At 71.7% G+C, this 14044-nt stretch carries 11 protein-coding genes; 4 read left to right on the top strand and 7 right to left on the bottom strand.

Annotated elements, in window-relative coordinates; genetic code table 11:
- Positions 1-71: 71 nt before the first annotated feature.
- Genes E9228_RS00260 through E9228_RS00250 form a run of 3 tightly spaced genes read left to right on the top strand, consistent with a single transcriptional unit; the run spans position 72 to position 3213 of the window.
- A complete protein-coding gene (locus E9228_RS00260; protein WP_166778661.1) occupies positions 72-869 on the top strand; it encodes a tetratricopeptide repeat protein in 798 nt (265 codons plus the stop codon).
- Positions 866-2134, top strand: a complete 1269-nt coding sequence (locus tag E9228_RS00255) for an ATP-binding protein (RefSeq protein ID WP_166778660.1) — start codon at positions 866-868, stop codon at positions 2132-2134. Before E9228_RS00260 ends, E9228_RS00255 begins: the two co-directional genes overlap by 4 nt.
- Complete coding sequence (locus E9228_RS00250) at positions 2131-3213, top strand: tetratricopeptide repeat protein (RefSeq protein ID WP_166778659.1); 1083 nt, start codon at positions 2131-2133, stop codon at positions 3211-3213. Before E9228_RS00255 ends, E9228_RS00250 begins: the two co-directional genes overlap by 4 nt.
- A gap of 97 nt (positions 3214-3310) precedes the next feature.
- On the opposite strand, the gene ffh is transcribed toward E9228_RS00250, so the two are convergent.
- The 6 genes from ffh to ftsY form a co-directional block, all read right to left on the bottom strand.
- Positions 3311-4858, bottom strand: coding sequence for a signal recognition particle protein (gene ffh, locus E9228_RS00245; RefSeq protein ID WP_166778658.1), 1548 nt, complete (start codon positions 4856-4858; stop codon positions 3311-3313).
- A gap of 71 nt (positions 4859-4929) precedes the next feature.
- Positions 4930-5892: a DUF4337 domain-containing protein gene (locus tag E9228_RS00240; protein WP_166778657.1), complete on the bottom strand. Its 963-nt coding sequence runs from the start codon at positions 5890-5892 to the stop codon at positions 4930-4932.
- Complete coding sequence (locus tag E9228_RS00235) at positions 5889-6260, bottom strand: PadR family transcriptional regulator (RefSeq protein ID WP_215905453.1); 372 nt, start codon at positions 6258-6260, stop codon at positions 5889-5891. The genes E9228_RS00240 and E9228_RS00235 overlap by 4 nt, the downstream gene beginning before the upstream one ends.
- A 139-nt stretch (positions 6261-6399) precedes the next feature.
- On the bottom strand, positions 6400-6567 hold the full coding sequence (locus E9228_RS00230) for a hypothetical protein (RefSeq protein ID WP_166778656.1): 168 nt from the start codon (positions 6565-6567) through the stop codon (positions 6400-6402).
- Between the two features lie 66 nt (positions 6568-6633).
- Positions 6634-8055: a hypothetical protein gene (locus E9228_RS00225; RefSeq protein WP_166778655.1), complete on the bottom strand. Its 1422-nt coding sequence runs from the start codon at positions 8053-8055 to the stop codon at positions 6634-6636.
- Positions 8052-8921, bottom strand: a complete 870-nt coding sequence (gene ftsY, locus E9228_RS00220) for a signal recognition particle-docking protein FtsY (protein WP_166778654.1) — start codon at positions 8919-8921, stop codon at positions 8052-8054. The genes E9228_RS00225 and ftsY overlap by 4 nt, the downstream gene beginning before the upstream one ends.
- 274 nt (positions 8922-9195) lie before the next feature.
- On the opposite strand from ftsY, the gene E9228_RS00215 reads away from it, so the two are divergent.
- Positions 9196-10224 (top strand): TerC/Alx family metal homeostasis membrane protein, encoded by a 1029-nt coding sequence (locus E9228_RS00215; RefSeq protein WP_166778653.1) that lies wholly within the window; start codon positions 9196-9198, stop codon positions 10222-10224.
- Between the two features lie 72 nt (positions 10225-10296).
- On the opposite strand, the gene E9228_RS00210 is transcribed toward E9228_RS00215, so the two are convergent.
- Positions 10297-14013, bottom strand: coding sequence for a chromosome segregation SMC family protein (locus E9228_RS00210; RefSeq protein ID WP_166778652.1), 3717 nt, complete (start codon positions 14011-14013; stop codon positions 10297-10299).
- Positions 14014-14044 lie beyond the last annotated feature (31 nt).

Below are 14044 nucleotides of genomic sequence, written 5' to 3'. Positions count from 1 at the left end.
CACGGTAGCGTTCTCGCATGGAGCGGGGGAAGCGCGCCCGCGGTCGCGCGGCGCGCGGTGGACGACGCGCGGTGAGCGACCCAACGGAGCTGACGGCGCTGCTCGGCACCGCGCCGGAGGACCCCGACGTCATCGCGACCATGGGTGACGTCCTGGCGAACAGCGGCCGGCTCGACACCGCCGTGGTCGCGTACGAGCGCGCACTCGCCGTCGACCCGACGCACCGGCACGCCCTGCGGCGCCGAGCGGCCGTCGTCGGCGTCGCCAGGCACGACACCGCCTCGGTCGAGGGGTACTGGGGCATCGTCGCGGAGCGGCCCGGTGACGCGGCCGCGACGCAGGGACTGCGTCAGGCGGTGCTCGGGAGGATGCGGCGGCTCCGGGTCCTGCTCGGGACGGTCGCGGTCGGGACGCTCGTCGTCAGCGCGGACTGGACGGAGAGCTCCCCGGACCCGAGCGGCAGCGACGTCGCTGCCGGCTCCCTCGTCATCCGGCTCATCGGGTGGGCGATCGTGATGGCGGCGGCCGTGTCGACCGTCGTCGTTGTCCGCCGGTCACTCCGGCACAACCGGACCGCACTCATGCGGGTGGCGCGCGGTTGGCCGCTGCTCCTGGTTGTCCTCGCCGTGCCGGCGGGCTCGGCGCTGCTCGTCGTCGCCGTCGCGACCTCGGCGCTGCTCGGTGTCGTCACGGTCGCACCCCCGTGGTCCTGGCCGTGGCCCGGGCTCGCGGCGTTCACCCTGGTCATGGTGGCGTCGGTGCTCTCCGTCGCGCTGCACTGGCAGGCCAGTCCGCCCCCTCGCGCCGCCCGGAAGCACACCCACCGTTCCGCTGCACGATCCGAAGCCGACCCCGGAGGACCACGATGACCGACCAGGCGCCGAACGACGCTCCGCAGCGGGACCCGCTGCTCGACGCCCTGCGTCGTGCCGTGCAGGCGGCCCCGGACGACGTCGCGCTGCGGGTGCACCTCGGGCAACTGCTGCTCGACGCCGGGCGCACCGAGGAGGCGACAGCCGAGGCAGCCGCGGCACTCGCGACAGCACCGGCCGACTCCTCGGCAGCGGCACTCATGCTCGCGGCACTGCAGCCGGGCACCGGATCGCTCGCGGAGCCGGAGACCGCCGCGGCGCCCACGACCCAGGCCGCCCGACCGGTCCCGGAGTTCGACTGGCACGCGGCCGAACAGCAGGTCGACCACATCGCCGAGGCGGCGTTCGTCGACGACGGTGCCACGCCGGACGCCGACCCCTCGAGCGCCTGGTCCCCCGAGTCGTCGAGCGTGACCTTCGCCGACGTGGGAGGCATGGAACACGTCAAGGCCCGCCTCACCGCGTCGTTCCTCGCACCGCTCGCGAATCCCGAGCTCCGCGCCCTCTACGGCAAGAGCCTGCGCGGCGGGCTGCTCCTCTACGGCCCGCCAGGCTGCGGCAAGACGTACATCGCACGGGCGGTCGCCGGGGAGCTCGGCGCGCGGTTCATCAGCGTCGGCATCGCGGACGTGCTCGACCCGTACCTCGGCGTGAGTGAGCAGAACATCCGCGGGGTCTTCGAGGCTGCCCGGGCCGCCGCACCCTGCGTCGTGTTCATCGACGAGATCGATGCCCTCGGCCAGCGACGCAGCCAGACGCGGAGCTCTTCCGTCCGCGGCATGGTCAACCAGCTCCTCACCGAACTCGACGGCGTGGACGGCGGCAACGACGGGGTGTTCGTCCTCGCTGCGACGAACCAGCCGTGGGACGTCGACCCCGCCCTCCGCCGCCCCGGCCGTCTGGACCGCACGGTGCTCGTCCTCCCGCCGGACGCCCCGGCGCGTCAGGCCGTCTTCCGCTCTGAGCTCAGCCGTCGGCCGGTCGAGGGGATCGACCTCGCGACGCTGGCCGCCCGGACCGAGGGCTTCTCCGGCGCCGACATCGCCTACGCCTGCGAGGTCGCCGCCGAGCGGGCGCTCATGGACAGCGTCGCGACGGGCACACCCCGGCTCATCGGCATGGCCGACCTGACCGCTGCGGTCAGCGAGCTCCGCCCGTCGACCGGCCCCTGGCTCGATACCGCCCGCAGCGTCGTGACCTTCGGCGAGGACGACGGCACGTACGCCGAACTCCGTGCCTACCTGAAGAAGCGCAAGCGATGAGCGACGTCGCCGCCGTCGCGTCGGCTGCGGCGCTGCTCGACGCCGGTCGTCCCGAGGACGCCCTCCGAGCGCTGCGGGGGCCCCTCACCCGCTCGCCGGACGACCACGACACGCTCGTGCTGGCCGCGAGTTCGCTGCTCCGGCTCGACCGCTTCCCGGAAGCCGAGGCGACCGTACGACACGCACTCGCGCACGGGCAGTCCGCGGGTGCCCTGCAGGTCCTGGCGCTCGCCGCCGGCCGCCGGGGCGACAGGGCGACGCTGTGGGAGGCCATGACCGAGGCCGTGCACCTCGCTCCGACCGACTGGAACGTCCACGCGTCGGTGGTGGTCGCGGCGGTCGCCACACAGCGGTACCGCGATGCCGTCCTCGCCGGGGAGACCGCGGTGCGCCTCGCGCCGGACGCCCCCGGCGCGCACGTCGCCCTCGGGGACGCACTCCTGGCGTCGAACAAGGTGCAGCAAGCGCTCGAGGCCTACGGGACAGCCCTCGGCCTCGATCCGACCTCGACCGCGGCGCGGACGGGGATCGCGCGTGCGCAGGTCACCGCCCGCCGCCCCGGGGAGGGAGCCGCACGCCTGGTCGACCTGCTCGCCGAGGACCCGTCGTCGATCGCCCAGCGCAAGCAGCTGTTCCTCGCCGTCGACCACCTCAGCACGCTCACGATGCTCCCGCTGGGGTCCGCGGTCCTGGGGACGATGGCTGCCCTCTCATGGGCCCCGGGACACGGTGTGTCGAGCTCGGCGACCGGTTCGCTCGTCGCGTCCGGGGTCAACGCACTCGCGGTGGCGCTCGTCGTCGTCGCCCAGGTCCGGTTCTTCCGGTCCACGGCGCACCGACTCCGGCCGATCGTCCGGTCGGTCCGGCGCTACGGGATCGCGATCATGGCCCGGTGGGAGGCACTCATGCTCGTCACGGTGCTCTGCGCGCTCGTCGCGGCGTTCCCCGGGCCTGCACAGGTGTTCCTCACCGTGCCGGCGCTCGTGTTCCTGCTGCTGTCCTTCGCCTACCAGTCCCGCGCGCACGCCGAGCTGAGCGGAACACTCCACCGGAGGGAACGGCGACGCCAGCGTCGCTGACCTCCGAGCGGACCTGAGCGGTCGGAGCGGTGACAGAACGCGACGGGAGGCCCGGCACCAGCTGGTACCGGGCCTCCCGTCGTGTCGGGCGGTCGCGTCAGCGCTCGAGGAACTTCTGCAGCGAGGCCAGCTCCTCCTCAGAGGGGGCCTTCCCGCCCTTGCCCATGCCGAGCCCGAGGCCGGCACCGCTCGGGGCCTGCTGCGGCGCGGCCGGGGCACCCGCGGCGAGCGCCGCGCGCTTGGCCGGGTTGCCGACCTTCTTCTTCTTGGTCTGCGGCTGCTGCTTCTTGCCGCCGTGCATGCCCGGGATCGGACCCATGCCCGGCATCTGCGGCACACCGCCGCGGGCGACGGTCTTCATCATCTTCGCGGCCTGCTCGAAGCGGTTGACGAGGGCGTTGACCTCGGTCACCGTGGAGCCGGCACCGCGGGCGATGCGCAGGCGACGGGACCCGTTGAGGAGCTTCGGCAGTTCGCGCTCCTGCGGGGTCATCGACTGGATGATCGCCTCGGTGCGGACGATCTCACGCTCGTCGAAGTTGTCGAGCGCTTCCCGCATGCCCTTCGCGCCGGGGAGCATGCCGAGCATGCCCTTGATCGAGCCGGCCTTCCGGAGCTGCTGCATCTGCTGCAGGAAGTCGTTCAGCGTGAAGTTGTCGGTCGCGATCTTCTCGGCGACCGCGCGGGCTTCGTCTTCGTCGAACGCGGACTGCGCCTGCTCGATGAGCGAGAGGATGTCACCGAGGTCGAGGATGCGGCTCGCCATGCGGTCCGGGTGGAACGGCTCGAAGTCGTCGAGCCCTTCACCCGTGGACGCGAACATGATCGGGCGGCCGGTGATCGAGGCGACCGACAGGGCGGCACCACCACGGGCGTCACCGTCGAGCTTGGACAGGACGACGCCGGTGAAGTCGACGCCCTCTTGGAAGGCGCGGGCCGTGGTGACGGCGTCCTGACCGATCATCGCGTCGATGACGAAGAGGACCTCGTCCGGGTCGACGGCCTTGCGGATGTTCGCAGCCTGCTTCATCAGCTCGGCGTCCACACCGAGACGGCCGGCGGTGTCCACGATGACCGTGTCGTACTGCTGGTCGACCGCGGCCTTGATGGCGTTCTTCGCGACCTTGACCGGGTCGCCGACACCGTTGCCGGGCTCCGGGGCGAAGACGTGCACGCCGGCCTGCTCGCCGACGACCTGCAGCTGCTGGACGGCGTTCGGACGCTGGAGGTCCGCCGCGACGAGCATCGGGGTGTGGCCGTCCTTCTTGAGCCACTTGCCGAGCTTGCCCGCCAGCGTCGTCTTGCCGGCACCCTGCAGGCCCGCGAGCATGATGACCGTCGGCGGCCGCTTCGCGAACTCGAGGCGCCGCTGCTGCCCGCCGAGGATGCCGACGAGTTCTTCGTTGACTATCTGGACGACCTGCTGCGCCGGGTTCAGCGCCTTGTTGACCTCGTCCGAGAGTGCCCGTTCACGCACCGAGGCGGTGAAGGACTTCACGACCTCGAGCGCGACGTCCGCGTCGAGCAGCGCCCGCCGGATCTCGCGGACGGTGCCGTCCACGTCGGACGGGGTCAGCCGTCCCTTGCTCCGCAGGTTGCGGAAGGTCTCGGTGAGCCGATCGGAGAGTGAACCGAATTGCGCCATGATCCGACCATCCTACCGTCCGTGGCGTGCGCCCCGGGAGGCGCGGCACCGGCCCGTCACACCGGTGCCGTTCACGCGCGCTCGCGTCGGGACCGCTGCGGCACCCGACGGGCGATCACCAGGGCGGTGAGCGCCATCAGGGTCGAGCCCACCGCCATGAGGACCGATGCGGCGTCCTCTGCGGCGAAGTACCGGAGCGTGATGGTGCCGGCGACCGCCCACGGCAGCCAGGCCACGGCGAGCGCGGCGGCGAGGACACCGTGCCGACCGCGGACGAGTTCGACGACCGTCACGAGGACGAGCACCCCGACCACGCCGAGGAGCGCCGGATTCACCGCGGTCCCCCACAAGCCGGAGTCGCCGAACAGTGTCGACTCGAACGGGTGCCCGGTCGGCAGCTGCAGGCCGGCGAAGAGCGCGAGTCCGGCCGCCACCACCCCGAACGCGATGCCGAGGGCGCGGCGGTCCCGTGGTGCCCCGAGGTTCGCGACGACGACGAGCGCCGCCACCGTCACGAGTGTGGTCGTCCCGGGTCCGTTCCAGTTCTCGGTCGCCTGCACCGTGATGCGGGCGACGACGAGGCCGAGCACCGCGAGGACACCGGCCAGGTGGGCGAGCATCCGCTGCCGCCCGAGTGCGGCGAGCGCGCCGAGCAGGATCGGGACGGCGAACAGCACACCGGCGTTCCGGAACGGCCCGAACGCGGGCAGATCGGGCCAGGCCGTGCCGGGTGGTGGCCCCCACGGCACCCAGGAGACCGCCAGCAGGTAGACCAGGGCGAACCCGGCGGCGGCTCCGGTGCCGATCGACGCCGCGAGCACCCGGACGTCGTCCGGGACGACGGCGTTCACCCGTTCGCGGACTCCCTGCCACCGCAGCTCGGCGAGCTCGCCGGGTGCCGGACGACTGCGCCCCTCACCGTCGGCGACGTCGAGCAGCGTGCCGAGCATCGCCAGCCCGTGCGTCCGTCGCCACCGCGTCGGGTACCACCCGAGCGCCCTGCCGTAGTCCTGTTCCAGCCTCGTGTTCGTCACGACACTCCCCCCGGTCGGATGTGGATGCTGCGTGCGGCCGGGTTCGGCCGCCATGCGCTGAGCCGCGTCCGCGCGGCGGCGGCGTTCGCCTCGATGCGACGGACCTCGGTGTCGAGGGCGTCCGCTCCGGCGTCGGTGAGTTCGAAGTAGCGCCGGAGTCGCCCGTCGACCACCTCTTCCCCCGCACCGGCGACGAGCCCCTGGTCGAGGAGCCGGTCCAGGACGGCGTAGAGCGTGCCGACCTTGAGTCGGACCCGCCCGTCGGACAGTTCGGCGGCGTCCCCGATGAGGCCGTACCCGTGCTTGCGTCCTCCTGCGAGGGAGGTCAGCACGAGCAGGGTCGGTTCGCGCATCTCGGCGTTGCTCATGTGGCGAAGATACTCTGTCCATCATAGCATGGCAAGACCCGTCGTCGCCGAGTGCTGCAGCCTGCCGACCCGCCGCAGACGGACGGGAGGCTCCCCACCAGCTGGTGGGGAGCCTCCCGTTGCGTCGTGTCGCTGCGTGTCAGACGCGCGAGCCGCCACCGCGGACGCGTCGGAGGATCCAGCCGATGACGGCCAGGACGATGAGCACCAGGCCGATGAAGAGCAGGACCTTGAGTGCGGCGCTGACGATGCCGGTGACCAGCAGGACGACGCCGACGATGATCGCGATGATGAGCAGTGCGGGCATGGTGGGGTTCCTCTCCCAGTCGGTCAGTACGAGTCGTTCGGTCACGTACGAGCCGGACGGTACACGTCAGGAGCCGACGACGGCCGATCGGTCGTGGTCGCCCGCGTTCGTCGAGGGCGTCGGGACGGTGTCGTCGCGGTCGGCGTCGCTGTCGACGGCGTGGCTGCGGAGGAAGACCACCGCGAGGATCGGCAGCAGGATGATCTGCCCCCAGATGCCGATCGACTGGGCCTCGTCAGCCCAGCTCCGGGCCGTCATGCCGACCGCCTTCAGCGCGAACGCGTGGAACCAGCCGACGAAGAGCAGCAGGTTGGCGGTCATGTACGCGACGACCCACCACAGGCGGATCCGCACGACGACGAAGAACGGCGTCAACCACAGCACGTACTGCAGTGAGTCCACCTTGTTCGCGACGAGGTACGCGCAGAGCAGTGCCGCGCTGGTCTCGATCCACGGCATCCGGCCGCGTCGGAGCCCGATGAACAGCCCGATGAGCAGCACCGCGAGGACCGCCACGGCGGTCGCGCCGGTGGAGAGCAGGTTGAGCCGGTGTTGGACCCCCGGGTCCGTCTGGGCCGACCACGGCTGCAGCCCCCAGAACCAGATCGACATCGTGCTCGGGTCGATGTCACGTGTGCCCTGGAACCGGATCACCGAGAACCACGACGACGCGTTCACCAGCACGAACGGCAGGTTGGCGACGAGGACGATCCCGACCGCGCCCGCCACCGCGCCGGTGGCACGACGGAACCGGTCGCCCCAGGCCACTCCCGCGTCGACGAGGAAGGCGAGGGCGAACGGTGCCACGAACGCGAGCGGGTAGAGCTTGAACGCCCCGCCGAGCCCGAACAGCGCCCCGACGACCACGGCACGCCAGACCGGTGCCACACCCGCCGGCCACCGCACCGCCGCGAAGAGCCCGGCCGCGGTGCAGAGCACGGTCAGCAGGTCCCAGTTGTAGAGGGCGTAGAGGAAGAGCGGCGGTGTCGCGGCGAACACCCACGCCCGGCGTCCGGCGATGCGTGCCAGGAAGACCGTGACGAGCACGACCACGGGCACGAAGGTCAGCGCCGTCACGACGAGGAACCCGCGGAGCGAGTCGACGGGCAGGGCGCTGAGCCACGCCCACAGCCCGGTGAGGGTCGGGTACTCGAGGGTGCCGGGCGGCAGACCACGCTCGTTCAGCGCGCCGACGTAGGGGAACACGTGCGAACCGAGGTCGCGGATCCCCCAGAGGCTGAGGGTGTCACCGAGGCAGGCGTGCCGCGTCACGTAGGCCAGGTCGAGCCCGTCGGCCGCGCACTGCAGCTTCTGGAACAGGCTGCCGATCGTCAACGCGACGGCGACGGCGCACATCACGACGAGTTCGACGACGGAGACGGTGCCGGGCGCCCGAGTCGTCAGACGGGACAGGGCCGTCAGACCGGACAGGCTCGGGCGGTTCGGGCGACGCAGGCCGGTGGCAGGGGGTGCCGATGGACCGCTCACCCGACGAGGTTCTGCACGAACACGTGCGGCGTGAAGCCGGTGAGGTCGTTGATGCCCTCGCCCTGGCCGATGAGCTTGATCGGGATGCCCGTCTTCTCCTGCACGCTGAGCACGAACCCGGCCTTGGCCGACCCGTCGAGCTTCGTGATGACGAGGCCGGTCACACCGGCACCCTCGATGAACGCCTGCGCCTGGGCCAGGCCGTTCTGCCCGGTCGTCGCGTCGAGGACGAGCAACACCTCGGCGATCTCGGTCTGCTTCTCGACGACCCGCTTGATCTTGCCGAGCTCGTCCATCAGACCGGCCTTGGTGTGGAGCCGACCCGCCGTGTCGATGACGACGATCTCGATCCCCGTGCGGATCGCCTGCTCGACCGTCTGGTACGCGACGGAGGCCGGGTCCTGCCCGGGCTGCGAGGGCCGGACCACGTCGACGCCGGCACGCTGGGCCCAGGTCGCGACCTGCTCGACGGCCGCCGCGCGGAACGTGTCCGCGGCACCGACCAGGACGGTCCGGTCGTAGGTGCGGAGGAACTTGGCGAACTTGCCGATGGTCGTGGTCTTGCCCACGCCGTTCACCCCGACGACGAGGACGACGGCCGGACGGGCGCTGAGGTTCAGCGTCGTGTCGAGCTTCGAGAGCCGTTCCTCGAGCACCTCGCGCAGCATGCGGTTGAGGTCGGCGGGGTCGGTCGTGCCGTAGCGGTCGACCCGGGCGCGGAGGTCCTCGATGATCTCCTCGGAGATGTCCGGCCCGAAGTCGGCGCCGATGAGCGCGGTCTCCAGGTCCTCCCACGTCGTCTCGTCGATGGTCTTCCGCTGGAAGAGACCCCGGAGCCGGGAGGACAGTGACCAACTACTCGCCATGTTCCCAGCTTAGAGGGGCCCGGGTGAGCGCGACCTTCGGTAGTGTCGGAGATGCGAAGGGGAGTATTCCCTCTCGGCGACCCCGTCAGTACGGCCCGGAACGACCCGGACCCGGGGCGTCGGTCGCGGCCCAGCTCGGAACCGACATCGTCGGGACCCGGACGGACCGCGGCGGAAGAGACCTTCAGGCTCTGGCGTACCCGTTTTCCGGACCACCTCCGTGGTCGGAGCTCGTCGATGGACGATGTGGTGCGCCCCTGACCTGGAGGTTCCAGTGGACGTTCCCCTGTACGTGTGGCTCATCACGATCGCAGGCATCCTCGCCTTGCTCGTGTTCGACTTCTTCTCGCACGTGCGCACCCCGCACGTGCCGCACATCCGCGAATCGGCCTTCTGGTCGGTCGTCTACATCGCCCTCGCGATCCTCTTCGGCGTCGGCGTCTGGGTGTTCGGCGGCGGGCAGGCCGGCGGTGAGTACTTCGCCGGGTGGTTGACGGAGAAGGCGTTGTCGGTCGACAACCTCTTCGTCTTCCTCATCATCATGACGACCTTCGCTGTGCCGAAGGAGTTCCAGCAGAAGGTCCTGCTGGTCGGTGTCGCGATCGCCCTCGTCGCCCGCGGTGTCTTCATCGCCCTCGGCGTCACCATCATCGAGAACTTCTCGTGGGTCTTCTACCTGTTCGGCATCCTGCTGTTCTGGCTCGCCTGGTCGCAGGCCAAGGGCGGCGACGAGCACGGTGCCGAGGACGGCGACTCGAAGCTCATCCGTCTGCTCCGCCGGGTCATCCCCACCTCGGACCACTTCGACGGCGACCGCATGACCACCCGCGTGAACGGCAAGCGCCTGTTCACCCCGATGCTCCTCGTCATGGTCTCGATCGGTCTGACGGACGTGCTCTTCGCGCTCGACTCGATCCCCGCGATCTTCGGCCTGACGCAGGACGCGTTCATCGTGTTCACCGCGAACGCGTTCTCGCTGCTCGGTCTGCGCCAGCTGTACTTCCTCATCGCCGGGCTGCTCGAACGACTCATCTACCTGGGTCAGGGTCTGGCCGTCATCCTCGCCTTCATCGGCGTGAAGCTCGTCTTCCACGCGCTGCACGTCAACGAGGTGCCGTTCATCAACGGCGGTCAGCACGTCGAGTGGGCCCCGGAGATCCCGATCTGGTTCTCGCTCGGGTTCATCCTGCTGACGATCACCGTCGCGACGGTCGCGAGCCTCGTGGTGTCGAAGCGTCGCCAGCAGCGCGGCCTGACCCCGTCGGGAGACGAGCCGTCGGAGGTCCAGGCGGACGCGAAGTAGGCGTTCCACGGCACGGACGGGAGGCCCGGTACCAGCTGGTACCGGGCCTCCCGTCCGTCGTCTGGTCGCCGGTCAGGCCACTGCCGGCTCGGCGGCGGGTTCCGGCCGCTGCACCCGCTGGCCGACGACCGCCGAGACGCCGTCCTGCCGCATCGACACCCCGTAGAGCGCGTCCGCGATCTCCATCGTCCGCTTCTGGTGCGTGATGACGATGAGCTGCGACGCCTCGCGGAGCCGGCCGAACACGGTCAGCAGGCGGCCGAGGTTCGCGTCGTCGAGGGCCGCTTCGACCTCGTCCATGATGTAGAACGGGCTCGGCCGGGCGGTGAAGATCGCGACGAGGAGCGCCACCGCCGCCAACGACCGCTCACCGCCGGACAGCAGCGTCAGGCGGTCGATCTTCTTGCCCGCGGGCTTCACCTGCACGTCGATCCCCGTGGTGAGCATGTCGTCGGGGTTCGTCAGCGAGATCGAGCCCGAGCCGCCCGGGAACAGGATCGGGAACACGACGTCGAACGCCGCCTGCGTGTCCTCGAACGCCGACGCGAAGATCGTCTGCATCTTGCCGTCGAGCTCCTCGATGATCGTCAGGAGGTCGGTGCGGGTCTGCTGCAGGTCCTCGAGCTGCTCGGTGAGGAACGCGTGGCGCTGCTCGAGCGCCTGGAACTCCTCGAGCGCCAGCGGGTTCACCTTGCCGAGCCGGCCGAGGTCCCGCTCCGCGGCGGCCAGTCGGCGCTCCTGCTCCTCGCGCATGTACGGGGTCGTCGGGACGTCTGCCGGGTCGACGTCGGGCGCCTCGAACTCGGGGAGGGCCGGACCGCCGGGCAGGGTCGACTCCGCGTCCACGAGCTCGGTGTCGGCATCGAGCTCGGTGTCGGCATCGGTCTCGGCCTCGGGGGTCGTGTCGCCGGCCGCGGCCGCCGCAGCCCGGGCAGCATCCCGGTGTCGACGCGCCAGGACCCGCGGGTCGACCAGCACGTCGACGGGCACCGGCACGTCGGGCCCGTACTCGGCCACCAGGACGGACTCCCCCAGCCCGAGCTCGCTCTGCGCCCGGTCCAGGACCCCGGTGACGTGCAGGCGCTTCTCGTAGATCTCCATCTCGAGCGAGTGCACGCCGTCGGTGATGCTCTGCAGCCGGTCACGCAGTTCGCGCTCCTCGTTCCGGATCGTCTGCAGTTCGGTGTTGCGGCGGGAGCGCTCAGCCTCCTCGGTCGCGAGCTGCACCCGGGCCCCGGCCAGCGACCGATCGACCGCCGTCAGCACCACCGGCAGGTCGGCGAGCACGCCCTCGGCCGAGGCGATCTGCGCCCGGCGGATGACCGCGAGGCGTGCCGCTTCCTCGGCGGCGGCACGCTCGGCCTCGAGCTGCCGCTCCAGCTGCTCGGCGCGCCGACGTTCAGCACGCGCGCGCTCCCGGGCGGTCTCGACCTGCAACCGGTGCTCGATCTCGGCCGCACGGGCAGCGTCGACCGCGTCCTGCGCCGCGGGGCGGGCCGAGGCGTCGACGACGGGCTTCGGCCGGTCGGTGAACACCCGGAGCGCCGCCTCCGCCTCGGCCAGCGCCGCGTCCGTCGCCGCCGTCGTGCCGTCGGTCTCCGCCAGGGCCGCACGCAGGCGGTCCACCTCGGCCGCCGTGTTCTCGGCACGCGCCCGGGCGGACGCGCTGGCCCGGTCGTACTCGGCGCTCGCACGGGCGTGCTCACGCGCGGCGCGGTCCGCCTCGTCCACCGCCCGTCGTGCCGTCTCGACCGCGGTGCGCGCGGCCTGGAGGCCCGTGGCCGCCTCCTCCGCCTCGGTCACGACGGTCTGTCGTCGCGTCTCCGCGGCGTCCCGGTCGGCGACGAGCTCGATGCGGGACGTCGTCCGCGCGCCGCCGCCGGTCACCCGGGCCGCGCGGACCAGGTCACCGGAGCGCGTGACGACCGTGGCGTCCGGGGCGGCGGCGAGCACGGCCTCCAGGTCGACGTCGTCGTCCGCGACCAGCGTGTCGGCCAGCAGCGCGGTGAGTGCGGCGGGGCCGTCCACCAGGTCGAGCGCCCGGCGGACCGCGGACGGCAGCACGGCCGGGAGCCGCGAACCGGAGCCGGCGACGTCGGCGACGACCACGTCGATGCGGCCGAGGTCGGCGGCACGTGCGTGCTCGACGGCGTCGAGTGCGGTCGCGCGGTCGTCGGCGAGGACCGCGTCGGCCAGGCCATCGAGCGCCGTCGCGACGGCGGCCTCGAAGCCGGGTGTGACGGTGAGGCGGTCGGCCAGACGGCCGACGATGCCGTCGCGGCCGGCGTCGATGACGGCCTGGGACCCGTCGCGCACGTCGATCGACAGCGCCAGGGCGGCGATCCGGGCGTCGAGTGCGTCCCGCTCACGTTCGAGCGTGTGCAGCCGGTCACGGTGGGCGTCGCGGTCGGACTGCGCGTGGTCGAGCTGCTCGCGCGCGGCGGCGAGGGCCGTGGTGAGAGCGTCCTCGTCGGTGTCGGCGGACGGGTCGCGGCCGACGTCCGCGAGCGCGGACGCCGCCTGCTCGGCGCGGGCGACGGCCTCGGTCAGCGACCGCTCCCGACGCTCGCGGTCACCGGCGGCCGATGATCGCCGTGAGCGGGCCACCTCGACCGCACTCGACAGGCGCTGCCCGTCGAGGTCGTGCTGCGCGACCAGTGCGGCCTGTGCGGCGATCTGCTCGTCGAGGGCGTCGAGCGCGGCCCGTGCGGCACGCACCTGCTCGGCGACCGTCGTCGTCCCGCCCTGCATCTGGCGCGCACGCTCGTCCAACCGGTCGGCCTCAGCACGGACCCCGGCGACCCGCTCCGGCGTGATCGTCGGGCCCTGCTGCGGCGCCTCGGCCTGCTGCGCCAGGAACATCAGGCGCTGGTTCGCGAGCATCGACAGGCTCCGGAGGCGCTCCTGCACGCTCTCGAGCCGGTGCACCACGGTCCGGGCGCGATCGACGTCGTCGCCGACCATGCTCGCCTCGACCTGCTGCTGACGCTGCCGGATCTGGTCGAGCCGTTCCTGCAGGACCCCGCGCTCGGACTTCCGGCCCGTCTCGACCGCCAGGTGGTCGCGCAGTTCGCGGCGGAGACGCACCACGTCGTCCGCCAGGAGCCGCGCCTTCGCGTCCCGGGCGACCGCGGCGACGGACTGGGCCCTGCGGGCGACCTCCGCCTGACGGCCGAGCGGCTTCAGCTGCCGACGGATCTCGCCCGCCAGGTCGGAGAGTCGGGTGAGGTTCGTCTGCATCGCCTCGAGCTTGCGGAGCGTCTTCTCCTTGCGCCGGCGGTGCTTGAGGATGCCGGCGGCCTCCTCGATGAACCCGCGCCGGTCCTCCGGGGTGGCGTGCAGCACCTTGTCGAGCTGACCCTGGCCCACGATGACGTGCATCTCGCGGCCGAGACCGGTGTCGCTCAGCAGTTCCTGGACGTCGAGCAGCCGGCAGTTCTCGCCGTTGATGGCGTACTCACTGCCGCCGTTGCGGAACAGCGTCCGGGAGATCGTCACCTCGGCGTACTCGATCGGCAGCAGGCCGTCGGCGTTGTCGATCGTCAGCGTGACCTGCGCACGGCCGAGCGGGCCCCGGGTGGCGGTGCCGGCGAAGATGACGTCCTCCATCTTGCCGCCGCGCAGGGTCTTCGCGCCCTGCTCGCCCATCACCCAGGCGAGGGCGTCGACCACGTTCGACTTGCCGGAACCGTTCGGCCCGACGATGCACGTGACACCGGGTTCGAACGCGAAGGTCGTCGGTTGCGCGAAGGACTTGAACCCCTTGATGGTCAGGCTCTTCAGGTACATGCGGTCTCCGGGGTCCTCGGCGTCCGCGTCA

The sequence above is a fragment of the Curtobacterium salicis genome, from assembly GCF_011759505.1.
GTDB classification, from domain to species: domain Bacteria; phylum Actinomycetota; class Actinomycetes; order Actinomycetales; family Microbacteriaceae; genus Curtobacterium; species Curtobacterium salicis.
Note: the sequence above shows the minus strand (reverse complement) of the source record. Positions and strands in the feature narration are given on the sequence as shown.

Coding starts and splice junctions, on each gene's coding strand:
- ffh (WP_166778658.1), bottom strand. CDS start 4,858: ATGGCGCAATTCGGTTCACTCTCCGATCGGCTCACCGAGACCTTCCGC.
- E9228_RS00230 (WP_166778656.1), bottom strand. CDS start 6,567: ATGCCCGCACTGCTCATCATCGCGATCATCGTCGGCGTCGTCCTGCTG.
- E9228_RS00210 (WP_166778652.1), bottom strand. CDS start 14,013: ATGTACCTGAAGAGCCTGACCATCAAGGGGTTCAAGTCCTTCGCGCAA.
- E9228_RS00250 (WP_166778659.1), top strand. CDS start 2,131: ATGAGCGACGTCGCCGCCGTCGCGTCGGCTGCGGCGCTGCTCGACGCC.
- ftsY (WP_166778654.1), bottom strand. CDS start 8,921: ATGGCGAGTAGTTGGTCACTGTCCTCCCGGCTCCGGGGTCTCTTCCAG.
- E9228_RS00255 (WP_166778660.1), top strand. CDS start 866: ATGACCGACCAGGCGCCGAACGACGCTCCGCAGCGGGACCCGCTGCTC.
- E9228_RS00235 (WP_215905453.1), bottom strand. CDS start 6,260: ATGAGCAACGCCGAGATGCGCGAACCGACCCTGCTCGTGCTGACCTCC.